The organism is Aeromonas sp. R4-3 (assembly GCF_040908275.1).
Lineage (GTDB): Bacteria > Pseudomonadota > Gammaproteobacteria > Enterobacterales > Aeromonadaceae > Aeromonas > Aeromonas rivipollensis.
In genome coordinates this window covers 81,469-105,833 of sequence record NZ_JBFODK010000051.1, presented here as the reverse complement: position 1 = coordinate 105,833, position 24,365 = coordinate 81,469, and the positions used below count along the sequence as shown (strand labels likewise).

Annotated in this window: 21 protein-coding genes and 1 riboswitch; of the genes, 8 read left to right on the top strand and 13 right to left on the bottom strand. The window is 63.2% G+C overall.

The annotated features are described in order from the left end of the window. Window positions 1–349: 349 nt before the first annotated feature. Genes thiH through thiC form a run of 6 tightly spaced genes read right to left on the bottom strand, consistent with a single transcriptional unit; the run spans window position 350 to window position 6,942 of the window. Window positions 350–1,615, bottom strand: coding sequence for a 2-iminoacetate synthase ThiH (gene thiH / locus AB5Y91_RS15580; RefSeq protein ID WP_368170213.1), 1,266 nt, complete (start codon window positions 1,613–1,615; stop codon window positions 350–352). Window positions 1,616–1,647: 32 nt separating this feature from the next. Further along, a complete protein-coding gene (locus AB5Y91_RS15575) occupies window positions 1,648–2,415 on the bottom strand; it encodes a thiazole synthase (RefSeq protein ID WP_368170200.1) in 768 nt (255 codons plus the stop codon). Between the two features lies 1 nt (window position 2,416). Next, window positions 2,417–2,617 (bottom strand): sulfur carrier protein ThiS, encoded by a 201-nt coding sequence (gene thiS / locus AB5Y91_RS15570; RefSeq protein WP_111910739.1) that lies wholly within the window; start codon window positions 2,615–2,617, stop codon window positions 2,417–2,419. Next, window positions 2,614–3,387, bottom strand: a complete 774-nt coding sequence (locus AB5Y91_RS15565; protein WP_368170199.1) for a ThiF family adenylyltransferase — start codon at window positions 3,385–3,387, stop codon at window positions 2,614–2,616. The genes thiS and AB5Y91_RS15565 overlap by 4 nt, the downstream gene beginning before the upstream one ends. Next, window positions 3,377–4,936, bottom strand: coding sequence for a thiamine phosphate synthase (thiE, locus tag AB5Y91_RS15560; protein WP_368170198.1), 1,560 nt, complete (start codon window positions 4,934–4,936; stop codon window positions 3,377–3,379). Before thiE ends, AB5Y91_RS15565 begins: the two co-directional genes overlap by 11 nt. After that, window positions 4,933–6,942, bottom strand: coding sequence for a phosphomethylpyrimidine synthase ThiC (gene thiC, locus AB5Y91_RS15555; RefSeq protein ID WP_368170197.1), 2,010 nt, complete (start codon window positions 6,940–6,942; stop codon window positions 4,933–4,935). The genes thiE and thiC overlap by 4 nt, the downstream gene beginning before the upstream one ends. 268 nt (window positions 6,943–7,210) lie before the next feature. Continuing rightward, a riboswitch (TPP riboswitch) is annotated at window positions 7,211–7,324 on the bottom strand. A gap of 88 nt (window positions 7,325–7,412) precedes the next feature. Between thiC and AB5Y91_RS15550 the strand changes: the two genes are divergently transcribed. Continuing rightward, entirely contained in the window at window positions 7,413–8,945 is a 1,533-nt protein-coding gene (locus AB5Y91_RS15550; RefSeq protein ID WP_368170196.1) for an aryl-sulfate sulfotransferase, read from the top strand. 35 nt (window positions 8,946–8,980) lie between these two features. Here the strand turns inward: AB5Y91_RS15550 and AB5Y91_RS15545 are convergent, their stop codons facing one another. Both AB5Y91_RS15545 and AB5Y91_RS15540 read right to left on the bottom strand, forming a co-directional pair. Then, entirely contained in the window at window positions 8,981–9,451 is a 471-nt protein-coding gene (locus AB5Y91_RS15545) for a hypothetical protein (protein ID WP_289985323.1), read from the bottom strand. Window positions 9,452–9,536: 85 nt separating this feature from the next. Beyond that, window positions 9,537–9,953 (bottom strand): hypothetical protein, encoded by a 417-nt coding sequence (locus tag AB5Y91_RS15540; RefSeq protein WP_205642637.1) that lies wholly within the window; start codon window positions 9,951–9,953, stop codon window positions 9,537–9,539. Between the two features lie 90 nt (window positions 9,954–10,043). Here AB5Y91_RS15540 and AB5Y91_RS15535 point away from each other — a divergent pair, with 90 nt between their 5' ends. Next, window positions 10,044–10,712: a response regulator transcription factor gene (locus tag AB5Y91_RS15535; protein WP_368170195.1), complete on the top strand. Its 669-nt coding sequence runs from the start codon at window positions 10,044–10,046 to the stop codon at window positions 10,710–10,712. Between the two features lie 29 nt (window positions 10,713–10,741). After that, window positions 10,742–11,971 (top strand): sensor histidine kinase, encoded by a 1,230-nt coding sequence (locus AB5Y91_RS15530; RefSeq protein WP_368170212.1) that lies wholly within the window; start codon window positions 10,742–10,744, stop codon window positions 11,969–11,971. Window positions 11,972–12,100: 129 nt separating this feature from the next. Here the strand turns inward: AB5Y91_RS15530 and rimK are convergent, their stop codons facing one another. The 3 genes from rimK to metH all read right to left on the bottom strand — a co-directional run bounded on the left by rimK (window position 12,101) and on the right by metH (window position 17,916). Beyond that, a complete protein-coding gene (gene rimK / locus AB5Y91_RS15525) occupies window positions 12,101–12,997 on the bottom strand; it encodes a 30S ribosomal protein S6--L-glutamate ligase (protein WP_205642639.1) in 897 nt (298 codons plus the stop codon). 115 nt (window positions 12,998–13,112) lie between these two features. After that, window positions 13,113–14,177 (bottom strand): Gfo/Idh/MocA family oxidoreductase, encoded by a 1,065-nt coding sequence (locus AB5Y91_RS15520; protein WP_368170194.1) that lies wholly within the window; start codon window positions 14,175–14,177, stop codon window positions 13,113–13,115. Between the two features lie 43 nt (window positions 14,178–14,220). Continuing rightward, the gene (gene metH, locus AB5Y91_RS15515; RefSeq protein WP_368170193.1) at window positions 14,221–17,916 is read right to left on the bottom strand and encodes a methionine synthase; all 3,696 of its coding nucleotides are present in this window, start codon (window positions 17,914–17,916) and stop codon (window positions 14,221–14,223) included. Window positions 17,917–18,118: 202 nt separating this feature from the next. Between metH and AB5Y91_RS15510 the strand changes: the two genes are divergently transcribed. After that, on the top strand, window positions 18,119–19,396 hold the full coding sequence (locus tag AB5Y91_RS15510; RefSeq protein WP_106885175.1) for a sodium:proton antiporter: 1,278 nt from the start codon (window positions 18,119–18,121) through the stop codon (window positions 19,394–19,396). A 451-nt stretch (window positions 19,397–19,847) separates the two neighbouring features. After that, window positions 19,848–20,024: a hypothetical protein gene (locus tag AB5Y91_RS15505; protein WP_005326732.1), complete on the top strand. Its 177-nt coding sequence runs from the start codon at window positions 19,848–19,850 to the stop codon at window positions 20,022–20,024. A gap of 113 nt (window positions 20,025–20,137) precedes the next feature. Here AB5Y91_RS15505 and AB5Y91_RS15500 read toward each other — a convergent pair whose 3' ends face one another. Continuing rightward, window positions 20,138–20,659 (bottom strand): GNAT family N-acetyltransferase, encoded by a 522-nt coding sequence (locus tag AB5Y91_RS15500; RefSeq protein WP_106885176.1) that lies wholly within the window; start codon window positions 20,657–20,659, stop codon window positions 20,138–20,140. 205 nt (window positions 20,660–20,864) lie between these two features. Between AB5Y91_RS15500 and AB5Y91_RS15495 the strand changes: the two genes are divergently transcribed. After that, a complete protein-coding gene (locus AB5Y91_RS15495) occupies window positions 20,865–21,128 on the top strand; it encodes a hypothetical protein (protein ID WP_111910749.1) in 264 nt (87 codons plus the stop codon). Between the two features lie 73 nt (window positions 21,129–21,201). Further along, window positions 21,202–22,056 carry a neutral zinc metallopeptidase gene (locus AB5Y91_RS15490; protein WP_368170192.1) on the top strand — a complete coding sequence of 285 codons (855 nt, stop codon included), beginning with the start codon at window positions 21,202–21,204 and terminating at the stop codon, window positions 22,054–22,056. An 89-nt stretch (window positions 22,057–22,145) separates the two neighbouring features. Here the strand turns inward: AB5Y91_RS15490 and AB5Y91_RS15485 are convergent, their stop codons facing one another. Beyond that, the gene (locus AB5Y91_RS15485; RefSeq protein WP_368170191.1) at window positions 22,146–22,829 is read right to left on the bottom strand and encodes an ATP-binding protein; all 684 of its coding nucleotides are present in this window, start codon (window positions 22,827–22,829) and stop codon (window positions 22,146–22,148) included. A 154-nt stretch (window positions 22,830–22,983) separates the two neighbouring features. Here AB5Y91_RS15485 and AB5Y91_RS15480 point away from each other — a divergent pair, with 154 nt between their 5' ends. Further along, a complete protein-coding gene (locus AB5Y91_RS15480; protein ID WP_368170190.1) occupies window positions 22,984–24,300 on the top strand; it encodes an MFS transporter in 1,317 nt (438 codons plus the stop codon). Window positions 24,301–24,365 lie beyond the last annotated feature (65 nt).

The window sequence follows — 24,365 nt, the reverse complement described above, 5'->3', positions numbered from 1 at the left end:
GGCGGTCCGTCCGACCTTGCTCCTGATCCGAGGGCAACCGCGTAGCGGTCGGATTGGCGGGGGTGGCCGCTCGATTGGTGACTTTTCTTTGGCCACGCAAAGAAAAGTCACTCGCCCCAGCCCGAAGGGCGGGCGAAAACCCTTCGAGGCCAGCGGCCTCGCGTCCTGCACGGCGAAGCCGTGCCACCACACAACGGCTCCTGCCGCCAACACCATACCTCGGAACGGACGATTACGCCTGACGGCTAATCGACCCTACAATTGCACGGCGCAGCCGTGCCCTCTCGCCACAGGCACAGAGTCTGGCTGGACGCCCGGATGCCACCGACAAAGGGGGGCGCGGCCGCCCCTATCGGCCCAAAAACGCCTCCCAGTCCTTGAACACCGGCTGCAACCCTGCCTGCCTGACGGCATCGGCGACCTCTCCCAGAGATCTGTCGTCGTGGATGGCGAACTGCTCCAGCTCCTCCTTGTCTCCCTCCGCATAACCGCCCGGCTGGGTGCGGGATTCCGCCGACATCTGGGTGATGCCAAGACGTATCGCACCGTTGCGAAACGCCGGGGATTCCCGGGTGGAGAGCGACAAGTCCAGGGTCGGCGAGAAGAGGCGCCAGGCACAGATAAGCTGCACCAGCTGGCGGTCCGACATGGTCACCTCGGGCTCCAGCCCCCCGGTGCAGGGGCGCAGGCGCGGGAAGGAGAGGGAATAGCGGCTCTGCCAGTGGTGACGCTCCATCCAGACCAGGTGCTCGGCGACGAAATAGCTGTCGGCGCGCCAGTCCGGCGACAGGCCAATCAGTGCGCCGAGCCCAATCTTGTCAACCCCGGCGCGCCCCAGCCGGTCCGGGGTGGCGAGTCGCCACTCGATGTCCTGCTTGTTACCGCGCAGGTGATGGCGGGCGTAGGCGGGGGCGTGATAGGTCTCCTGATAGACCATGACCGCATCCAGGCCCAGGGTTTTCAGCTCGGCGTATTCGGCCTCGGACAGGGGCTGCACCTCCATCGCCAGGGTGCTGAAGTGGCGGCGGATCCGCGGCAGCTGCTCGCGAAAGTAGTCCATGCCCACCTTGGTCTCGTGCTCGCCAGTCACCAGCAGCACGCTGTCGAAGCCGCGCGCCTTGAGGGCCAGGCACTCGCGCTCGATTTCCTCGCTATTCAGGGTCTTGCGCTTCAAGCGGTTGCTCATGGAGAAGCCGCAGTAGGAGCAGTCGTTGGCGCACAGGTTCGACAGATAGAGGGGCACGTAGAAACCCACCGTATTGCCGAAACGCTGGCGGGTGAGGCGCTCCGCCAGCTCCGCCATCCGGGGCAGGAAGGGCTCGGCGGCCGGGGAGATAAGCGCCATAAAGTCCTGCAGGCTGCGCCGTGGATTGGCCAGCGCCCGCTCGACATCCCGGGCCGTCTTGGCGCGGATCTCCATGCCCACATGGTCCCACTCCAGCTCGCGCCAGCGGTCGGCAAAATCCAACCCCCTCCCGGCCTCCCCCTTGGGAGGGGGAGGAGCGCAGGGCTCGCCCCATTCAAGAGCCGAGTCAGCCTCGCCCCTCACCCCCAGCCCCTCTCCCAAATGGAGAGGGGGGCGAACACTTGGCTGATCTTGTGGCACAGAACCCATAGCCGAGGCATATATCCCCTCTAAACCCTGGCTCATAGCGCCTCCAGAAAATCGGTGAGCGGGCTTGAGGCTTGCGCCTGCAGGGCGCGGGCGCCAAGGCCCGCCTCATAGGCACTGCGACCGGCACTGCAGGCGAGCGCGAAGGCGCGGCCCATGGCGACCGGATCCCCACTCACGGCGATGGCCGTGTTCACCAGCACGGCGTCGGCGCCGAGCTCGAAGGCCGCTGCCGCGTGGCTGGGGGCACCTATCCCTGCGTCCACCACCACGGGCACATTGGCCTGCTCGACGATGATGGAGAGGAAATCCCGGGTCACCAGCCCCTGATTGGAGCCGATGGGAGCGCCGAGCGGCATGACGGCGGCGCAGCCCACCTCTTCGAGCCGCTTGCAGAGCACGGGATCGGCCCCGCAGTAGGGCAGCACCACGAAGCCCTCCTTCACCAGCTGTTCGGCGGCTTTCAGCGTTTCTATGGGATCCGGCAGCAGGTACTTGGGATCGGGGTGGATCTCGAGCTTGAGCCAGTTGGTGCCGAGCGCCTCCCGGGCGAGTCGGGCGGCAAACACCGCCTCGGCGGCCGTCTTGGCACCGGAGGTGTTGGGCAGCAGCTTGACTCCGAGGGCCAGCAAGGGGCTCAGGATGTCGTCGTGGCGCTTGCCGGGTTCGAGGCGCTTGATGGCCATAGTCACCAGCTGGGAACCGCTCGCCGCTATGGCGGCGGCCATCAGCTCGGGGTGGGCAAACTTGCCGGTGCCGGTAAAGAGGCGCGATGAGAAGGTGTGGTTCGCAATGGTCAGCATCTCAGCCTCCGGCGATGGCAGTGAAAAGGTGGATCTCGTCCCCGTCATTGAGGCGGGTCTCTGGCCAGCGGCTGCGGGGCAGCACGGCGCCATTGAGGGCCACCGCCACCCCCTGGGGGGCAATCTCCTGCGCCGCCAGCAGCTCGGTCAGGCGCTGGCCGGTGGGCAGCGTCAGTTCGATATCGTTCAATCGAATATTCATTGATCATCCTTATGGCTGCCACACACCGGGCAGTCGGGGTCGGCAGGCAGGCGCAGCGTCTGCCACTCGTGGGCCAGGGCATCGAAGCGGCGCAGGGTGCCCGCCACCGGGCTGGGGCGCCCGAGCAGCAGTTTCAGTGCCTCCAGCGCCTGCAGGGAGCCCATCACGCCCACCAGGGGGCCGGTGACGCCGCTGCTCTGGCAGCTCTCCCTTACTTCGGTATCCGCCGGGTAGAGGCAGGCGTAGCAGGCATGCTCAGGGGCGCTGCGCGCCATCAGCTGACCCTGCCAGCCGACGGCGGCGGCGGAGATCCAGGGTTTCCCCTGGGCCACGCAGGCGGCGTTGATGGCATGGCGGCTGGCCAGGTTGTCACAGCAGTCGACAACCAGGTCCACCTCGGCCACGAAGGCTGGCAGGCTATGGGCGTCGAGACGCTGGTTGATGGCGATCAGCTCCACATGGGGGTTGTGAGCCGCCAACCGCTCCCGGGCCAGTTCGGCCTTGGAGCGACGCAGCCCCTCCCCATCGAACAGGATCTGGCGCGGCAGGTTGCTGGAATCCACCACGTCGCCGTCGGCGAGCCACAGCGTCCCGACCCCGGCACCGGCCAGATAGAGGGCGAGCGGCGAGCCGAGGCCGCCGAGACCAACGATCAGTACCGACTTGCCCTTGAGCCGCGCCTGCCCCTCCTCCCCTATCTCGGCCAGCATCAGCTGGCGGCCATAGCGCAGATACTCTTCGTCACGAAGAGACGTCTCGTCAGAGCGCATGTGCCACCTCCTGCACCGCTATGGCGGAGCGCGCCGGATCCCCGGCCCCCACGGCGGCCAGCAAGCGGGCCGTGGCCCCCTGCCAGTCGTCGCTCCCTGTGATGGCGGAGACCAGGGCGATGCTGCCCACCCCGCTCTCCTTCACCGCCGCTATGCGCTCCTCGCTGATGCCGCCGATGGCGACAGTGGGCCAGTCCTGCATCAGGGCGCGATAGTGGTGCAACCGCACCAGCCCCTGGGGGCGGGACGGCATCTGCTTGGTGTTGGTGGGGAAGATATGACCCAGGGCTATATAGGAGGGTGCCAGCTCCCGGGCCCGCATCAGCTCGAAGTAGCCGTGGGTGGATATGCCGAGGCGCAGGCCGGCGGCCTGAATGGCGGCGAGATCGGCTGATCCCATGTCTTCCTGCCCCAGGTGCACCCCATAGGCACCGGCGGCTATGGCCTGCTGCCAGTAATCGTTGATAAAGAGCCGGGCCCCGAAGCGGCGGCCAAGCGCCACTGCCTCGGTAATTGCCGCTACCACCTGAGCGGCGGGCAGGTTCTTGATGCGCAGTTGCAGTGTCTTGACCCCGGCTTCCAGCAGCCGCTCCAGCCACTGCACCGAATCCACCACCGGATAGAGGCCGAGACTCTGTTCGGTCGGGGCAAAGGGCCCCTGGGGCAGGCGGGCGGAACTCTCCTCATAAAGACCGAAGCGGCAGTCCAGGCTTGATCCCGCCAGCACGGCCCGGGGGAAGTGAGCGAGATCCCCGGGCCAACCGAGGTGGGCTATGGGGCCGGGGCCTGCCCCCACCCCCTGCGCCCCTGCCAGCCCTTGCTGCAAATAAGCACGAGCCAGGGTGATGGCGTCTTCCACCGGGTAATCCAGCGCCTGGACGGCGGCGATGGCGCTGGCGTAACAGCAGCCGGTGCCGTGGCCGTGGCGGGTCGCCAGGCGCGGCGCGGCCAGCCAGAACTCCTGATACGCATCCTGGTAGTAGTCGAGGCAGTGATCCCCGCTCCACTCAAGGTGCCCCCCCTTGACCAGCACGGCGCGGGCGCCGAGTTCACGCAGTCGCACCGCTCCCGCCCGCACCAGCGCAGGGCTGGTCGCCGGAATGCCGGTCAATGCCTCCAGCTCGGGGCCGTTGGGGGTGATAAGCGACAGACGGGGCAGCAGATGCTTGCGCACCGCCGCCAGCATGTTGGGCTCCGCCATGGGGGTGCCTGTGCTGGCGATGGCCACGGGGTCATAGACCACGAAGGGGGCGCTTAACGTATCGAGCCGCCGGGCCAGCACCTCCACATGGAGCCGGGTCGGCAGCAGACCGATCTTGATGGCGGCCGGGGGCAGATCGACGCCGAGGGCGTCGATCTGGGCGCAGAAGGTCTGCATCAGCACGGGATCCACCATCTTCACCGCCACCGAATTCTGGGCCGTGATGGCGGAGATGACGGAGCAGCCGTGCACGCCGAGGGCGTGCAAGGTGTGCAGATCGGCCTGAATGCCGGCACCGCCCCCCGAGTCGGAACCGGCTATGGTCCAGACGATGGGCTTGGTGCTCATGCTTCTTCCCGCTCCTCTTTGAGGGCCGCCGCCTGATGGTAGAGCTCGCCCCCCTTCTCCTTGAAGGTCTCGGCCATACGGTTCATACCGCTTTCCACCTCGGCCACCACTCGCTCCTGCTGGCCATCCATGCCCACCAGCTTGATCTCCACCGCCTCCAGTTTGGCGGCATTCAGTTCGGCGGTGTAGGCACGCACATCCTGGGTGATCTTCATTGAGCAGAACTTGGGGCCGCACATGGAGCAGAAGTGGGCCACCTTGCCGGACTCCTGGGGCAGGGTCTCGTCGTGGTAGGCACGGGCGGTTTCGGGATCCAGCGCCAGATTGAACTGATCCTCCCAGCGGAACTCGAAGCGCGCCTTGGACATGGCATTGTCGCGGATCTGGGCGCCCGGATGACCCTTGGCGAGATCCGCGGCGTGGGCGGCGATCTTGTAGGTGATGAGGCCCTGCTTCACGTCCTCCTTGTTCGGCAGCCCCAGGTGCTCCTTGGGGGTGACGTAGCAGAGCATGGCGCAGCCATACCAGCCGATCATGGCGGCGCCTATGCCGGAGGTGAAGTGATCGTAGCCTGGGGCTATGTCTGTGGTGAGCGGGCCAAGCGTGTAGAAGGGCGCCTCGTGGCAGTGTTCCAGCTGCTCCGTCATGTTGCGCTCTATCATGTGCATGGGCACGTGACCCGGCCCCTCGATCATCACCTGGACGTCGTACTCCCAGGCGATCTTGGTGAGCTCCCCCAGGGTATGCAGCTCGGCGAACTGGGCCTCGTCGTTGGCGTCATAGACGGAGCCCGGACGCAGGCCGTCGCCAAGCGACAAGGCCACGTCATAGGCGGCACAGATCTCGCAGATCTCGCGGAAATGCTGGTAGAGGAAGTTCTCCTTGTGGTGCGACAGGCACCACTTGGCCATGATGCTGCCACCACGGGAGACGATGCCGGTGAGGCGCTTGGCGGTCATGGGCACATAGCGCAGCAGCACGCCGGCGTGGATGGTGAAGTAATCCACCCCCTGCTCGGCCTGCTCCAGCAGGGTGTCGCGGAACAGCTCCCAGGTGAGATCCTCGGCGATGCCGTTGGTCTTCTCCAGCGCCTGATAGATGGGCACTGTGCCTATGGGCACAGGGCTGTTGCGCAGTATCCACTCCCGGGTCTCGTGGATGTAGCGGCCGGTGGAGAGATCCATGACGGTGTCGGCGCCCCAGCGGGTGGACCAGACCAGCTTCTCCACCTCCTCCTCGATGCTGGAGGTGACCGCCGAGTTGCCTATGTTGGCGTTGATCTTCACCAGGAAGTTGCGGCCGATGATCATGGGCTCGGCTTCCGGGTGGTTGATGTTGCTCGGGATGATGGCGCGGCCAGCGGCCACCTCATCGCGCACGAATTCGGGGGTGATGCTTTCCGGCAGGCGGGCGCCGAAGCCCTGACCCGGATGCTGGCGTAGCAGCAGCTCGGAGCGCACCCGTTCGCGGCCCATGTTCTCGCGAATGGCGATGAACTCCATCTCCGGGGTGACCATCCCCTGACGGGCATAGTGCAGCTGGGTCACCCGGCGGCCCGGCTTGGCACGCAGTGGCTTGGGCAAATTATCGAAACGCAGGTGATCCAGCCCCTCGTCGGCGAGGCGCTCCTGGGTGAAGGCGGAGCTCAGACCCTCGAGCGCTTCGGTGTCGCCACGCTCCAATACCCAGTTTTCACGCAGGCGCGGCAGGCCGCGGCGCACGTCTATCTCGGCACTCTCGTCCCCATAGGCACCCGAGGTGTCGTAGACGGGCACGGGATCGTTCGGCTCGAACTGGGGGTCTTCCTTGCTGCCCCCGACCAGGGTGTCGGCCAGGACGATCTCCCGCAGCCCCACCCGGATGTCGGGACGGGAACCTTGGATGAAGATGCGTCTGGAGTTGGGATGGGCCATGCCCTTGAGGTTGTCGATAAAGGCCTGGGCACTGGAGCGCTGCTCCCGGCGGCTGGCGGGCACGGACTTGCTGTTTTCAGAAGAGGTAGACATAGCAAAACTCACATTAACTGGTTGAAGTTATGGGTGTTTGCTTGTCTGGAGTTCGAGGAGAAGTGATGAACTTGCGGTCTGGGTGCGCTCTCAGGAGGGAGCGAGCGCGGGATGGATCATCCCTGCTCTGCCGTCCCGTCCCCCTTGTCGGGGACATTCGCCGCCCTGACGGGCAAGCGGCGGGACGACCTCCCTCCTGTGCGCCAGCCCTTGCCCGGGGCTCCCCCTCAAGGCAAGGGGGAAGTGGCTACTCCCCCGGCGCGGCAACTCGCAAGTTACCCTTGTTTCCCTTCGCAGGTCTTAACCTGATCAGGTTCCACGGATCCCGAATTAACGGTCTCAGCTTTGCGTCGTTCGACGGTCAGCACTCCGACAAGATGTGCGCCAGTATATACGGCCTATCTTTTAACTCAACCATGATTTTTTCACTACAATGAACCTTGTTCATTAACATAGGGATGATGTTTATTATGAACCACAAAAAGACACTTATTCTTGGCATGTGCTGCTTCGGCTTATATGGATGTGACAGTAACAATGACAGCAGGACTCTGGCCGAGCAATCTGCTTATGACCCTGCGACACAGGTTATTGAAAATGATCAACATACGTCAGTGTTTATTTCGGCATTAAATATGAGTGGACTGGATACTGGTAAGATAAAAAGCATCTCCTTCCATATAAAAACAAAAGATGGCAATTTTGCCAAGCCTGTCTCTGCCACATATGATTGGAGCTATCTATCCAACAATGGACTATTTGACACTACAAGTAACAGTGTCCAAGTTCCGATATTTGGCCTCTACAACAACTACCTGAATGAGCTCACGATAGACATTCAGTATATTGATGACAGCATCTACTCATTTCAGAAGATGATCCCCACGGCCACCTATGTTGATAGTGCGGGTATTTATGACAACGTTGGCATCAGTATCAAGCCAACCGCCACACCAAGTTATAGTTATTTTTATCTAAAAGGGCAGCTCAAGACCCCTATTATTATGGATATAGATGGTGAAGTACGCTGGGATGCAGGTGTAAAAAGGAATTCCAACCCATCAATTTTCATCAACAATACTTTTTGGACAGGGAATTTTAAGGGGGCGGCTACCGCTATCGATACTCTTTCTCTATATGGGAAAACTGGTGTTTTGAATGTCAGTGGCACAAGGATGGGTAGCGATGCTTATTTTCATCACAATATAGATCCAGGCAAGAATGGGGTACTGATTGAACTGGACGGCACTACCGACGGGGTATTAAAAATAGAGTCATTCTTGAGTGAAATAGATAGAAATGGTACTGTAATCAAGGAATGGGATATCGGTAAAATATTCTCTGAATATATGCTGCAAGAGGGCGATGACCCCAGCAATTTTGTCAGAGATGGTGTGGACTGGTTTCACATGAATGCCGCTACCTATGACCCTGCCGATGACACCTTACTGATCTCCAGCCGCGAAAACTTCGTGGTAAAGCTGGATTACAACACGGGTAAAATCATCTGGTTGCTGGGGGATGAGACCAAGCACTGGCACTCCTATCCATCGCTACAGAAGCTGGCCTTGTCTCTCTCTACAGGTCAGACACCCATTGGACAGCACGCCCTATCGATAACCCAGAATGGGCAACTGATGCTGTTCAATAATGGGCTGAGAAGCCTCAACAACCCACTTGGTACCCCTGCCGGTATAGATCTCGCTACCAGCCAGGCCGCCATCTTCGACATTAACAGTCAGAACAGAACTGGTCAGATGGCATGGAGCTTTGATGATGGCCTCTACTCGGATATATGCTCCAGCATTTACGAGGACAAGCTGTCTACCCAAGGGGATTATTTGATCAACTATGCAGCCGTCGACAATAGAACTCGTGTCGTCATTCAGGGGATCAACAAGGATAAACAGAAACTCTTCGAGTTTAGCTATCCTAGTCCAAGGCCCTGTGACACTTCATGGAATGCGACCCAGATTCCTCTTGAGAATATCCACTTCCAATAAGTGACAAGGTAGCGCCACCCCGTGGCGCTACCTCCTTAGTCATCCTCCGGATTGGGGATCAGGATCTCGGTCAGACGGCCCTCATCATCCCGGCTCAACACCAGCCTGCGACCCGGTTGCAGATCGGCGGGGCTGCCGTTCACCCAGCGGGTACCAGCATCAAACACCAGCACACCCAGCTGCTGCATCAGCAGGCTCTCTCCTGCGGTGGCGACCAGCCTGTCATCCGCCCGCAACCACTGGCTGCTCTGGGCCGGATCCGGCGCTGTGGCGAGCACCCGGATCTGCTCGGCCACGCCGTACCGGCTCTGGATGGCGAGGTGCATGCCGGGCCTGAGATCATCAAACTGCGCCGCTCCGACCAGGGCGGCGCTGCCGAGCTCGAGCTCGGCCCCCTGAAATTGCAGGCGGAGGCCATCGTTGTGCTCCAGCTCCACCAGCCAGAGTTCGGACTCGTCGGCAAGGGCGTGAAAGGAGAGCAGCAGGAACAATGCGGTTCTAGTCATAGCAAGCAGGCCCATGGTCAACCCAGCGAGGAGGTTTAACTATGGGCCTGGACGGGCAATTTTTCCGGTTCACTGGTGCGGCGGCTCAGTCGTCCTCCCGACAGCGGCTCAGACGCATGCCGTCGAAGCGGCACTCCAGCTCCAGCCAGCGCCCCTCGAAGGGTGCCAGGCTGTCGTCCGAGGTGACATAACCCCAGATCCGCCCCTGCGCCACAGGCCCTTCCAGCTCCATCTCATGCTTTTCCTCCAGCGGCTCCACCTCGCGGACCAGCCGCCTGTCTCCCTCGATCACCCCTTCCAGATCGACCCAGGTGCCGCCGAGATCGTCTTCGTCCAGACCGTCCTTGAAGCGGGTCTGCTCATCGATCACGAAGGGAATGCCGTTGACCATCAACTGGCCCAGTTGCCAGCTGGTGCGGCCGGTCAGCTTGAACTCGGCCGCCTGCACCAGACCAAAGGGCAATAAAATCAATAGCCAGAGGGCGCAGAGAGACTTCTTCATCGGGGATCCTCGGGGTTACACTGGCACACAGGATGTCTCATCCGGTGTGAAATGGCCGTGAAATCTCGGCCCAAACCAGGAGATCAGAGCATGAAAATACTGGTGGTGGAAGACAGTCCCCAGGTGGCTGAGACCGTCATGGATTATCTGGAGCTGGCCGGGCACAGGGTAGACTGCGCCTATCACGGCCAGGCCGCCCTGCAACTGCTGGCGGAGCAGCGTTTCGACGTCATCATCATGGACGTCATGATGCCGCGCCTCGACGGCCTGCGCACCGTCGAGCGGCTGCGCTCGGACGGCATCGCCACCCCAGTGCTCTTTCTCACCGCCCGCGACAGCCTGGATGACAAGCTGGCAGGTTTCAAGGCGGGGGGCGACGACTACCTGGTCAAGCCGTTCGCCATGGAGGAGCTGGAGGTGCGGTTGCAGGCCCTGGCCCTGCGCGGCCCCCGCAGCGACATGGGGGCGCTGGCATTTGGCGAGCTGACGGTGGATCCTGGCGCGGGCCGCGCCACCCGCGCCGGGGTGGAGCTCAAACTTGGCAAGATCCCCTTCCAGATCCTCACCCTGCTGGTCAGACGTGCCCCCCAGCTGGTGACGCGCCAGGAGGTGCTCGACACCGTCTGGGGGGATGAGGAGCCCGACTCGGACGCCCTGCGCAGCCACATCTACGCCCTGCGCAACGCCCTGGACAAGCCCTTCCCCAGCCCCATGCTGGAGACAGTGCACGGCCAGGGCTACCGGCTGGTCAAACCATGAGCACCCCGGCCTCCCCGAGCCAGCCAGCCTTGAACCTGCCGAGCCTGCGCCAGCGCCTGATCCTGGCGCTGGGCGGGGCCGGCTTGCTGCTGCTGCTGATCCTGAGCCTGCTGATGGTGGTGGCCGAGAACAAGATGGAGGAACTCAGCCTGCGCCACTGGCTGGAGGCCGAGGTCACCCGCTACAACGATGACTGGCTGCGGCTCGGCCAGGCGGCACCCGCCCCCAGCCCGCGCCAGTTCTCCAGCTACTGGACGGAGGCGGGACGCCTGCCGACCTGGTTGAAGCCCTACCGGACCCCCGGTTTCTTCGAGCACCAGCTGGGGGAGGAGGACAAACACTTTCTGGTGCGCGCTCACCCCTCGGGCCAGGGCCTGCTCTATCTGGTGTTCAACGACGACGCAGACGACTACCTGGATCCTTACGAAGACAGGCTTCACCTGGTCACCCGGCTGATCGGGCTGGCCCTGTTGCTCGGCTGCATAGCGTTCGGCATCTGGCTGGTGCGCCACATCACCCGCCCCCTGGACAGGCTGCGTCAGCGCGTCGCCCACCTCACCCCGGATCAGGTCGACTTCGTGCCGGACGCCCCCTGGCAGGAGCTGCGGGAGATCGAGCTGGCGCTGCTGGCGGGCAAGCACGAGGTGGCCGCCGTGTTCGCCCGGGAGCAGGAGTTCAGCCGCTTCGCCAGCCATGAGCTGCGCACCCCCAACATGGTGATCCAGGGCTCGGCCGCCCTGCTCGGCAAGGTGAGCGACCTGCCCGCCCCCGCCGCCCGGGCAACCAGCCGCATTCGGGCCGCCAGCGACGAGATGGCCCTGCTCACCGAGACCTTCCTGCTGCTGGGCCGCAAGGAGGCTGTCGAGCGCCCCCCGCAATTGGTGGCACCGCTGATCCAGCGGGAGCTGGCGCGCCTCGCCCCCCTGCTGCAACGCGAGAACCTGGACATCCGCCTCAATCTGGACGAGCAGAGCGAGGTAAGGGCCCCTCTCTCCCTGCTCGCCATCGCCCTGGGCAACCTGCTGAAGAATGCCCTGAGCTACGCCGAGGGTCATATCGAGATCGCGCTTCAGGGGCAGGTGCTCACCATCAGCAATCCCACCGCGGCGGCGCCGGATCAGATCCTGGGCTACGGCTGCGGCCTCACCATCATCCAGCGCATCTGCGAGAAGCTGGGCTGGCAGATAGAGACCCGGCAGGAGGATGGCGTTTTCAGCGCCAGGCTGGCGATGAACGCCCTCGACCTCACGCAGGCATAGTTTCCCCCTCATCCCCGACCCTTCTCCCGCACGGGGAGAAGGGAGACAACGCACTCCCCGGCAAGCCCACAAGCCAGATAACAACAAGGCGCCCGAGGGCGCCTTGTTTGCAGAGGACGGGAGGGCGGCTTATTCCGCCGGCTTGTGCTTGCGACTCGCCTTGAGCTCCAGAAAATCGATGATCTTGCCCGCCACATCCTTGCCGGAGGCGGCTTCGACCCCTTGCAGACCCGGGGAGGAGTTCACCTCCAATACCAGGGGGCCACGGGCACTGCGCAAGATATCCACCCCGGCCACGTCCAGCCCCATGATCTTGGCGGCCTGCACCGCAGTCGCTCGCTCTTCCGGGGTGATCTTGATGGCCGACGCCTCGCCGCCACGGTGCAGGTTGGAGCGAAACTCCCCCGGCTGGGCCTGACGACGCATGGCCGCCACCACCTTGCCACCCACCACCACGCAGCGAATGTCGGCGCCGTTGGCCTCGCGGATGTACTCCTGCACCAAGATGTTGTTGTTGGTCTGGATGAAGGCCTCGATCACGCTCTCCGCCGCCTTCTGGGTTTCGCACAGCACCACGCCTATCCCCTGGGTTCCCTCCAGCAGTTTCACCACCAGCGGCGCCCCGCCAACCATGGTGATGAGGTCGGGCACGTCGTGGGTGCTGTGGGCATAGCCGGTGATGGGCAGGCCTATGCCGTGGCGGGAGAGCAACTGCATGGCGCGCAGCTTGTCCCGGGAGCGGCTGATGGCAACCGAAGTGTTGAGGGCCATGGTATTCATCATCTCGAACTGGCGCAGCACGGCGGTGCCATAGAAGGTGATGCTGGCACCGATGCGCGGGATCACGGCGTCAAAGCTCTCCAGTTCCCGTCCTTCGTAGTGGATGGAGGGGCTGTGGGAGGCGATGTTCATGTAGCAGCGCAGGGTGTCGAGCACCTCGACCTGATGCCCGCGCGCCTGCGCCACCTCGACCAGACGGCGGGTGGAGTAGTTGTTGGGCTCGCGGGATAAAATGGCAATATTCATGGAAATGACAGACCTGATAATCGGACTGGAGAGTATAAGGTGCCATGAACGACTGGCAACGCCAATCCTTTCCCCTCACCATTCGGCGTTCTGCAAGAACCGCTGAATACCAGATTCAATGAGGACCACGCAACCCCTGCTGCAGGCTCAGCAGCAGCGCCACCTCCTGCAACCGGCGCGCCGTGGTCCTGGCCCAGCCGCCCACCGGCACGGGCGCCAGCAGGGTTTGGGCTATGCAGTCGCGATAGAGGGACCCCTCATGTTGCCAGCCCCGCATACCATCGACGCCGTGAAAATGCAGCCACTCCAGATTGCCGCTGCGAAGCAGCTCTATGCGCCGCCCATCCTTGAGATGCAGGCATAACCCCTTCTTCTCGACCCCGGATCCTGCGTACTTGTCGAGCCAGAGCCTCAGGGGCACCCCGGCCGCCTCGCCGCGCAGACAGGCGCGCCCCTCGGCGGTCTCGAGATCACCACTGGGGATGGGCTGGCCCAGCCTGTCGGCTACCCCTTCAGCCACCAGCGTCAAGCTGTCATCCCCGCCGAGGGCCGCCAGCAGCTCGCGGATCATTGCCAGCAGATGGGTGCCGATGTCGAGGATCACCCCGTCGGGATGACGCAGGACCCGCCGATCCGGCTCGCCGGTGGCGAAGTTGAGGGCATAGGGGTGCCCCTGCTCGTCAAGGCCGCAGGGCTCCAGCAGGAAGCCCTCCAGCGAGGCCACGTCGGCCAGGGTGATCGGCGAAATGAGGCCGGTCTGCCCGTCTTGCGGCCGCCAGTCATCCCCCAGCCCGCCGCTGAGCAGCCGCTGGACGGCGTTGCGGGCCATCCAGTGATCCAGCGCCAGCACCCGGGGGGCGACTTCGGGATCCACCAGCAGGGCCTGCAGGCGAGTCTGCTGGGCCAGGGTCGCCACCACAGGCTTCTCCACCAGAATCAAGGGGATGGTGCTTGCCAGCGCCTGCTCCAGCACGGGCAGGTGCAGCAGGGAGGGGGTGGCGATGACCAACCGATCCAGGGGCTGCGCCAGCAGGGCCTCCAGGGTCGGCAGCGAGTCCACTCCCGGCAGGCTGCGGGCGGGGTCGAATCCCCAGATCGCCATCTCTGGCGCCAGGGCCCGCAATGCCGGCAGATAGGCGGTCTCCACCACGGCCCCCAGGCCAACGAATCCAATCTTCATAGCACCTCAGCTTGCTTGGGCCAGTTCAGGCCGGGCAACGGGATCAATTCAGGTTTGGCCCCAACCAACGCTCGGCCTCTGCCAGCGTCATCCCCTTGCGGGCGGCGTAATCCTCCACCTGATCTTGCTGGATCTGCGCCACCGCGAAGTATTTGCTCTCGGGGTGGGAGAAGTACCAGCCGGACACCGCCGCCCCCGGCCACATGGCGTAGGACTCGGTGAGCTTCATGCCGATGGCCTGCTCCACGCCCAGCAGCTCCCAGATGCTGCCCTTCTCGGTGTGCTCAGGGCAGGCGGGGTAACCGGGCGCCGGGCGGATGCCCTGATAGTTCTCGCGAATAAGCTCCTCGTTGGAGAGCGCTTCGTCGGGGACATAGCCCCAGTGCACTTTGCGCACCTGCTCGTGGAGGTACTCGGCGAAGGCCTCGGCGAGACGGTCGCACACCGCCTGGATGAGGATGGCGTTGTAGTCGTCGTGATCCGCCTTGTAGGCTTGCGCTATGGCCTCCTCGCCGATGCCGCCGGTTACCGCGAAGGCACCGATCCAGTCCGCCTTGCCACTCTCCTTGGGTGCCACATAATCCGCCAGACAGTAGTTCGGGAAGCCCTGCTTCTCGCTCTGCTGGCGCAGGTGGTGCAGCACCTTGATGACCTCGGTGCGGGACTCGTCGCTGTAGACCTCTATGCTGTCCCCCACCCCGTTGGCGGGGAACAGGCCTATGATGCCGGCGCAGCGCACGCTCTTGTCCTGCTCCAGCTGGTCTAGCATGGCGTTGGCATCGGCAAACAGCTTGGTCGCCTCCTCACCTATGATCTCGTCTTCCAGGATGCGCGGATACTTGCCCGCCAGCTCCCAGCTCAGGAAGAACGGCGTCCAGTCGATGTAGGGGCGCAGCACAGAGACGGGCACGTCCTCGAAGGTCTGCACGCCCAGCTCGCGGGGCTTAGGCGGCTCATAGCCGACCCAGTCCAGCTGCTGGCGGTTGGCGCGGGCGTGGGCCAGGGAAACCGGCTTGGATCTCGGTTGCTTGCGGGCATGCTGATCCCGCGCTATTTCGTACTCCTTGTCGATGCGGGCGACGAAGGCGGGCTTGAGCTCGGGGTTCAGCAGGCTCTGGGCCACCCCCACCGCGCGGGAGGCGTTCGACACATAGACCACGGGTTCGGAGTAGTTCTGCTCTATCTTCACCGCTGTGTGGGCCTTGGAGGTGGTGGCGCCGCCGATCAGCAGCGGCAGCTTGAAGCCCTGGCGCTCCATCTCTTTCGCCACGTGCACCATCTCGTCAAGCGACGGAGTGATGAGGCCGGACAGGCCTATGATGTCGGCCCCCACTTCCCGCGCCGTCTTGAGGATGGTCTCGCAGGAGACCATGACCCCGAGATCGACGATCTCGTAGTTGTTGCACTGCAGCACCACGCCGACGATGTTCTTGCCGATGTCGTGCACGTCCCCCTTGACGGTGGCCATCACTATCTTGCCGTTGCTGGAGCCGCCGGACTTCTCCGCCTCTATGTAGGGTTGCAGGTAGGCGACCGCCCGCTTCATCACCCGCGCCGACTTCACCACCTGGGGCAGGAACATCTTGCCGGCGCCGAACAGGTCACCCACCACGTTCATGCCGTCCATCAGCGGCCCTTCGATCACGTGCAGCGGCTTCTCGGCCCCGGCCCGCGCCTCTTCGGTGTCCTCTTCGATGAAGTCGGTGATCCCCTTGACCAGGGCATGCTCCAGCCGCTTGCCCACGGGCCAGCTGCGCCACTCCTGATCCCGGGGATCCTCGGCCTGGGCACCGGCACCGCGATACTTCTCGGCAATGGCCAGCAGATCCTCGGTGGCGCTGTCACTCAAGTTAAGCACCACGGCCTCGACCTTCGCCTTCAGCTCCGCCGGAATGTCTTCATAGATGGCGAGCTGACCGGCGTTGACTATGCCCATGTCCATGCCGCTGCGGATGGCGTGGTAGAGGAAGACGGCGTGGATGGCTTCGCGCACCGGCTCGTTGCCCCGGAAGGAGAAGGAGACGTTGGAGACGCCGCCGGAGATCATGGCGTGGGGCAGGTGCTCCTTGATGTCCTTCACCGCCTCGATGAAGTCCACCGCGTAGTTGTTGTGCTCGTCGATGCCGGTTGCCACCGCGAAGATATTGGGGTCGAAGATGATGTCTTCCGGCGGGAAGCCCACCTGATCTACCAGGATCCGGTAGGCGCGCTGGCAGATCTCGAACTTGCGGGCACGGGTATCGGCCTGGCCCACCTCGTCGAACGCCATCACGATGACGGCGGCGCCGTAGCGGCGCAGCAATTTGGCCTGTTCGATGAACTTGGCCTCCCCCTCCTTCATGGAGATGGAGTTGACCACAGGCTTGCCCTGCACGCACTTGAGGCCCGCCTCCAGCACCTCCCACTTGGAGGAGTCGATCATCACCGGCACCCGGGCGATGTCCGGCTCGCCGGCAATCAGGTTCAAGAAGCGCACCATGGCCGCCTCGGCGTCCAGCATCCCCTCGTCCATGTTGATGTCGATGATCTGGGCGCCGCTCTCCACCTGCTGCTTGGCCACATCCAGGGCCTCGTCATAGAGCCCCTCCTTGATCAGCCGCTTGAACTTGGCCGAGCCGGTGACGTTGGTGCGCTCCCCCACGTTCACGAACATGGACTCCGCGGTGATGATCAGCGGCTCCAGGCCGGAGAGCCGGCAGGCTACCGGCAGCTCGGGCAGGGCGCGCGGCCGAATGCCCGCCACGGCGTCCGCCATGGCGCGAATATGGGTCGGGGTGGTGCCGCAGCAGCCCCCCACCAGGTTGAGGAAGCCGCTTTGGGCCCACTCGCGGATATGCTCTGCCATCTCACCCGCATCGAGATCGTACTCGCCGAACGCATTGGGCAGGCCGGCGTTGGGGTGGGCGCTCACAAAGGTCTCGCTGATGCGCGACAGCTCCTCCACGTACTGGCGCAGCTCGTCCGGGCCCAGCGCACAGTTGAGGCCGAAGGAGATGGGTTTGACGTGACGCAGGGAGTGATAGAAGGCTTCCGTGGTCTGGCCGGAGAGGGTGCGGCCCGAGGCATCCGTGATGGTGCCGGAGATCATCACCGGCAGGCTGTAGCCCAGCTCCTCGAACACCAGATCCACCGCGAAGGCGGCCGCCTTGGCGTTGAGGGTATCGAAGATGGTCTCAATCAGAATGATGTCGGCGCCCCCCTCGATGAGGGCATGGGTCGATTCGGTGTAGGCAGCCACCAGCTGGTCATAGGTGACGTTGCGCTTGCCGGGATCGTTCACGTCCGGCGAGATGGAGCAGGTGCGGTTGGTGGGGCCCAGGACGCCTGCCACGAAACGCGGCCTGGCGGGATCCTTGGCCGTCCATTCGTCCGCCACGGCGCGGGCCAGACGGGCCGCCTCGCGGTTGATCTCGGCGGAGAAGGCTTCCATCTCGTAATCGGCCATGGCGATGCGAGTGGCGTTGAAGGTGTTGGTCTCGAGGATGTCGGCCCCGGCGGCGCAATATTGATCGTGGATCTCGCGGATCACCGACGGCCGGGTCAGCACCAGCAGATCGTTGTTGCCCTTGATGTCGGTATGCCAGTCGGCGAAGCGCTCGCCGCGGTAATCCGATTCACCGAGCCTGTAACCCTGGATCATGGTGCCCATGGCACCGTCGATGATCAGGATCCGCTCCCTGAGACAGGCTTCCAGTTTCTTTGTTACGTCCGACTTCTTGCTCGACTCTATGCTCGACACCGCTTCTACCCCTTACATCCATGCAACTGCGTGAGCTCCATCCTAGCAGCAAAAAAATCAAATGGAAATCTAGCCGTCTATCTGTCCGAAATCTCGAGCATATACTCATAAATAGGTAATGAGTAAGATGTGGCCCGAGAGTACCCTATGCCCGTCCTCAACGGGGATACGTGCTTGCTGTTTACTAAAGAGAAAAATAACTATGAGCGTCTACTACACACTCTGTTTCTTGGCAGCCTTGGCGATCTTCATCGCCTTTGCCAACCAGTATGTCGTGAAGATCCAGACCACCATCGCCATCACAGCCGGATCCATGCTGATCTCCGCCCTGATGGTGCTGTTTGGTAAGTTGGGTTGGTTCAATCTGGAACCTCTGGCCGTCGAGACCATGGAAAGCATCGACTTCCAGAATTTCCTGCTGAAGGGGATCCTCGGATTCCTGCTGTTTGCCGGCGGTCTCGGCATCAATCTGAAGGCATTGCGCAGCCAGAAGTGGGAGATCACCATTCTCTCCATAGCGGCGACCCTGCTCTCCACCTTCATCATCGGCTACGGCTTCTGGTTCATCGCCAAGCTGCTGGGCTGGGAACTGCCGCTGGTCTATTGCATGCTGTTCGGTGCCCTGATCTCCCCCACCGACCCCATTGCCGTGCTCGCCATCGTCAAGAAGATGAAGGCTCCGCCCCAGATCGCCATCCAGATCGAAGGGGAGTCCCTGTTCAACGACGGGGTCGGCCTGGTGATCTTCGCCACCGTCTTCGCCGTGGCCTTTGGCGGTGTCGAGCCCACCTTCACCAGCGTGGCCGGCCTGTTCCTGCATGAAGCCCTCGGCGGCATCTTGTTCGGCGCCGTGCTGGGCCTCATCGCCCACGTGATGATCAGCGCCACAGACGACGGCTCCCTGGAGCTGCTGCTGACCCTCTGCATCCCGACCGCAGGCTTCGCCTTTGCCAACATGATAGGCGTCTCCGGCGCCCTGGCCATGGTGGTCACCGGCATCATGATAGGCAACTGGACCCGCCAGTCCGGCTTCTCCGAGCAGAGCCGCCATCACCTGGATCACTTCTGGGAGTTGATGGATCAGTTCCTCAACGCCCTGCTGTTCCTGCTGATCGGCCTGGCCCTGGTGCTGCTGGATCTGGCCTGGCAAGACTGGATCCTGCTGGTCATAGCAGTGCCGCTCTGCCTGGCCGCCCGCTTCATCAGCGTCTCCCTGCCCTATGTGGCCTTCCGCAAGTTCCGCAGCTACAACCGCTTCTCGGTGCGCATCCTCACCTGGGGCGGCCTGCGGGGCGGTCTGGCCATGGCCATGGCACTGGCGCTGCCCTCGGGCGTCATGGTGCTGCCGGAGCACGGCGTCGATCTGCGGGAGGTGATCCTGGTGATGACCTACTCTGTGGTGATGTTCTCCATAGTGGTACAGGGCATGACCATCACCCCCATGATCACCGCCGCCAAGAAGGCCAGCGGCGACTACTGAGTCAGTCGCAGGCCGTGACTGGCACAGCAGAAGGGCTCCCTCGGGAGCCCTTTTCGTTGGCGGCGTGGCAGTGAAAAATGCGCCACCGTCACGACATCTCACAATTAGTGTTTGCTTTTTATGCATTTCGAGGAGAGAATGCGCGCCGGCTAGTTAATCAGCCCTGTTTATGTTCGCAATGCTTCAACGTTAGATGAATCCTGCCAGTACCCACATAACCTTCCTCTGATTTACTCGCCTTGAGAACCGTCAGGCTGTCTGCCTGCGTTGCCCGGCTCTCACGGTGCAGACCCGATCTGCCCACCCAATTTGAACTATGCATCCGCATATTCCTTGATAGTGCAGACGCCCGTGATTCGGGCTGGGTATTCCTGCGCGGATTCTGACCGCGTCTATTGACCTAACATTTGCCAAACAAGGAGCAACTATTTAATTTATATAGAGAAATACCATGATGAAAGCAGTACAGACACACAAACCCCTGCGTCGCAGCAAACCCATCAACCTGCCCGTGCAAGAGCATGACTATGATGCGTTTCTGATCCAGTTCAGCACCCGCTCCAGCGGTGGCTTCGCCATCTCCTGTGATGGTATCCCTGGCGAGTTCTCCATCGAAGAGCTCAACTGATCCTGCCCACCGGCAGCCTCAGATGCAGACAGGCCGCAACTCACGGCGGCCCCCTTGTCTCCCTCTCCGCCAGCCTTGTCATCCCCTCTTCTGATTGACTGCCCTGCCATCCCTCAGACAGTGCAGGCCTGGGTATCGGCCGCTTCCAGCAACAGACACTCGTCGGCATCCTCGCTCAGCCTGACCAGACGGCTGCGCACCAGACCCAGCTTGCCCAGCAGCGCCACAGATCGCTCGTTGCCCGGGGTGACGATGGCGATGACCCGCTCGATGCCGAGCCGCTCCCGACCATCCTGCAACGCCGCCCGTGCCGCTTCTATGCCGTAACCCTGACCGCGATAAGCAGGCAGGAAGGCGTAGCCTATGTCTTCGCACGGCAGGGTATCGCGCTTGATGAGCCCGCAGATGCCGATCCTGGCCTCGTCTTCCCGTCGCATCACCAGATAGAGACCATGCCCATGACGGGCATAGCTGACCGCCGGCCCCTGTTGTATGTACTCTTCGGCGTCACTCAGGGTGCGCACCCCGCGATCGCCTATGTAGCGGTGGAAGTCGCCGTCGTTGAGCAACTCGAGGATAAAGGGGGCATCAGCGGTGGTTAATTCGCGCAGGGCGAGGCGCTCGGAGAGGATCATGGCAAAGGCTCGTGTGATGGGAACAACAGCCATCAAGACTGCCCCCATGACGGGCGCTTGGCAAGATCCCCGGCCAAAAGGAGGCCGTCATGGACAGCAAACCGGCCGACCGCAGCCGACATTTAGTCCCTGCCACATGAGTCACGCGGCGGTTCCGGCTATACTGCCCGCCCTATCCCACAGAACAACAAGCAGGACATTCCCCATGACGGACACCACCGAATTCTTTGACGAACAGACGCTGCTGGAAATGGTTGAAAACCAGCTCGCCGACGGCCACCCCCTGCAGGTGAAAGCCACCCTGATGCGGCTGGTGATGAAGGGCACCCCGCGGGACGAGGCGCTGCAATACATCGCCTGCGCCCTGGGTGCCGAGCTGATGGCCATGGAGGCGGATCAGGGCCCCTTCAACCTGACCCGCTACGCCGAGTTTCTCGACAGCCTGCCCGAGATGCCCTGGGCCGAATAACGCCCCTCATCAGGCAAGGCGGACGACCAGCCATTATCATTACTGCCACCACCAATGACGGGAGTAGGCAGATATGCGCTGGCAAAATCGCCGTGAGAGCAGCAATGTGGAGGACAGGCGCCAGGAAGGCGGTGGCAGCGGGGGCGGCGGCCTGCCCATAGGTGGCAAGGGGCGCCTCATCCTGATCGTGGTGGTCATGGTGGCGGGTTACTACGGCGTGGATCTCAGCCCCTTGCTCGACGAACCGTCCCGGCAGAGCCAGGCGCCGCGCCAGAACCTGTCAGAGCCGGCCAGCGATCCCCTGGCCAGATTCACCTCAGTGATGCTCGCCTCCACCGAAGATACCTGGGGCGCGATCTTCTCCCAAAGCGGCAGCCAGTATCAGCCTCCCAGGCTGGTGCTCTATCGCGGCGCCACCCAGACCGGCTGCGGCCAGGGCCAGTCTGTCATGGGCCCCTTCTACTGCCCGGCGGACAGCACAGTCTACATAGATCTCTCCTTCTATCAGGACATGCGCGACAAGCTGGGGGCCGATGGCGACTTCGCCCAGGGCTATGTGGTCGCCCACGAGGTGGGCCACCACGTGCAGCACCTGCTCGGCATCTCGACCAAGGTGCGCCAGCAACAGCAAGGGCTGAGCCAGGCCGCGCAGAACAAGCTGTCGGTCAAACTCGAATTGCAGGCCGACTGCTTCGCCGGGGTCTGGGGCTACCATATGGAGCGGGAGCAGGTGCTGGAGCACGGCGATCTGGAGGAGGCGCTCAACGCCGCCCAGGCCATAGGTGACGACCGCCTGCAGCAGCGGGGTCAGGGCCGGGTGGTGCCCGACAGCTTCACCCACGGCAGCTCGGCCCAGCGCCTCGCCTGGTTCAAGCGGGGCTTTGACAGCGGCAAGCCCGCCAGCTGCGACACCTTCGCCGCCCGCTGAGCCGGGCCAGACGACAAGGCCAGCTCCCCAGGGATCCGGCCTTGTTGCATTCAGCAGACGGGAGATGGGTCTGTCGCTCTCCCGGGCAACTAGCCCTCAGGGGTCTCATCCGGCAGCAGATCGGTAAAGACGAAGCCGTCCCGCACCACTGTCTCCCCCACCCGGATGGCCAGGGGCCGCTGGAACATGGGGCCATCAAAGGCCAGGGTGTGGAACTCGCCGTTCTCGCCGCAGGGATCCACCCCGGCGGGCAGGGCCGCCAGCAGGGCCGAATCGAACTCGTGCCCACCCAGGCTGGCATCCAGCTTGCCGGGATCCAGGGTGCAGATCCTGGCCTTGAGGCCGGCGACCATCATCTGCTGCGCCAGCTCCCTCGTGTCGCTGCCCCAGAGCGGGAACAGCGGCGCTATGCCCGTGCCCGCCAGTTGTTTCTCCCTATAGGCGCGCACATCCTCGAGGAAGAGATCGCCGAATGCCATGTGGCGGATCCCCATGGCCAGCACATCCTCGATGAAGCCGGTCATGACCCGGCCATAGTCCTCGTTGCTGCAGGGCCAGGGCAGATCGATACAGTGCAGTGGCAGCCCCACGCACGCGGCCTGCTCCGTCAGCAACTGCTTGCGCACCCCGTGCATGGCCACCCGCTCGAACGCCTGATTCAGGGTGGTGAAGAGCCCCACCACCTCGATCGCCGGATCCTGGCGCAAGCGATGCAGGGCCCAGGCGCTGTCTTTTCCGCTGCTCCAGGAGAGCAGTACCTTTTTCTTCGTCATGACCTCTCCAATCCCTTGCCGCAAGGTGCTGCAAGACAGTGTTGCGAATTGTGCGATTTACTTCCTGGGATACAAAAGCATACCCTCGTGGGTGAGCGTATCCCCGCAGAGCATGGGGGAGAATAACTAAAAAAACGATGGGAAACATAAGGATATGACCACAGTTACCGGCACACACGATCACAATCGCCCCCTCAACCGACAGGATTACAAGACCTTAAGCCTGGCGGCGCTGGGCGGCGCCCTCGAATTCTACGACTTCATCATCTTCGTCTTCTTCGCCGTGGTGATAGGCGAGCTCTTCTTCCCGGCCGACATCCCCGAGTGGCTGCGCCAGTTCCAGACCTTCGGCATCTTCGCCGCCGGTTACCTGGCCCGCCCCCTGGGGGGCATCATCATGGCCCACTTCGGCGATCTCATCGGCCGCAAGCGCATGTTCACCCTCAGCATCATCTTGATGGCGCTGCCGACCCTGCTGATCGGCCTGCTGCCCACCTATGCCACCCTCGGCATCGCCGCCCCGCTGCTGTTGCTGCTGCTGCGGATCCTGCAAGGGGCCGCCATCGGGGGTGAGGTCCCGGGGGCCTGGGTCTTCGTGGCCGAGCACGTGCCCGCCCGCCGGGTCGGCGTCGCCTGTGGCACCCTCACCGCAGGGCTGACCGCCGGCATACTGCTCGGCTCTCTGGTGGCCACCGCCATCAACCGCGGCATGAGCCCGGTGGAGGTGAGCGAGTGGGGCTGGCGTCTGGCCTTCGTGCTTGGTGGAGTGTTCGGCATAGTCGCCATGTACCTGCGCCGCTGGCTGCACGAGACCCCTGTCTTCGCCGAGATGCAGGCCAACAAGGCCCTGGCCGAGGAGCTGCCCCTCAAGACGGTGCTCCGCGAGCACAAGGGCAGCGTCATCGTCTCCATGCTGCTGACCTGGCTGCTCTCCGCCGGCATAGTGGTGGTGATCCTGATGACCCCGACCTATCTGCAGAAGGTCCATGGCATCAGCCCGGCCGATGCCCTGACCGCCAACTCCCTGGCCATAGTCGCCCTCACCCTTGGCTGCATCTTCTACGGCCGCCTGATAGACAGCCTCGGCAGCGGCCCCACCTTCGTCCTGGGCTCATTGCTGCTGGCCGGTGCCACCTATGCCTTCTACCACGGCCTGGCGGCGGGCATGGATCAGCTGGTGCCGCTCTACATGCTGGCAGGCTTTGCGGTGGGGATAGTCGGCGCCGTGCCCTATGTCATGGTCAACGCCTTCCCGCCCGTGGTGCGCTTCTCCGGGCTGTCGTTCTCCTACAACGTGGCCTACGCCATCTTCGGCGGACTCACTCCCATGCTGGTGACGCTGTGGATGAAGAACGACGTGCTGGCGCCCTCCCACTATGTGGTCAGTCTTGCCGGTCTCGGCTTCGTGCTGGGTCTCTGGCTCTGGCTGCGCCAGCGCACTCAGCGTCAGGTCACGCCACAAACCGCCTGACATATGCGGGCCCCGGACTGTCGGGGCCCCTTCGTTCCGGCTATATTCAGCCTGGCTGCCGTAGA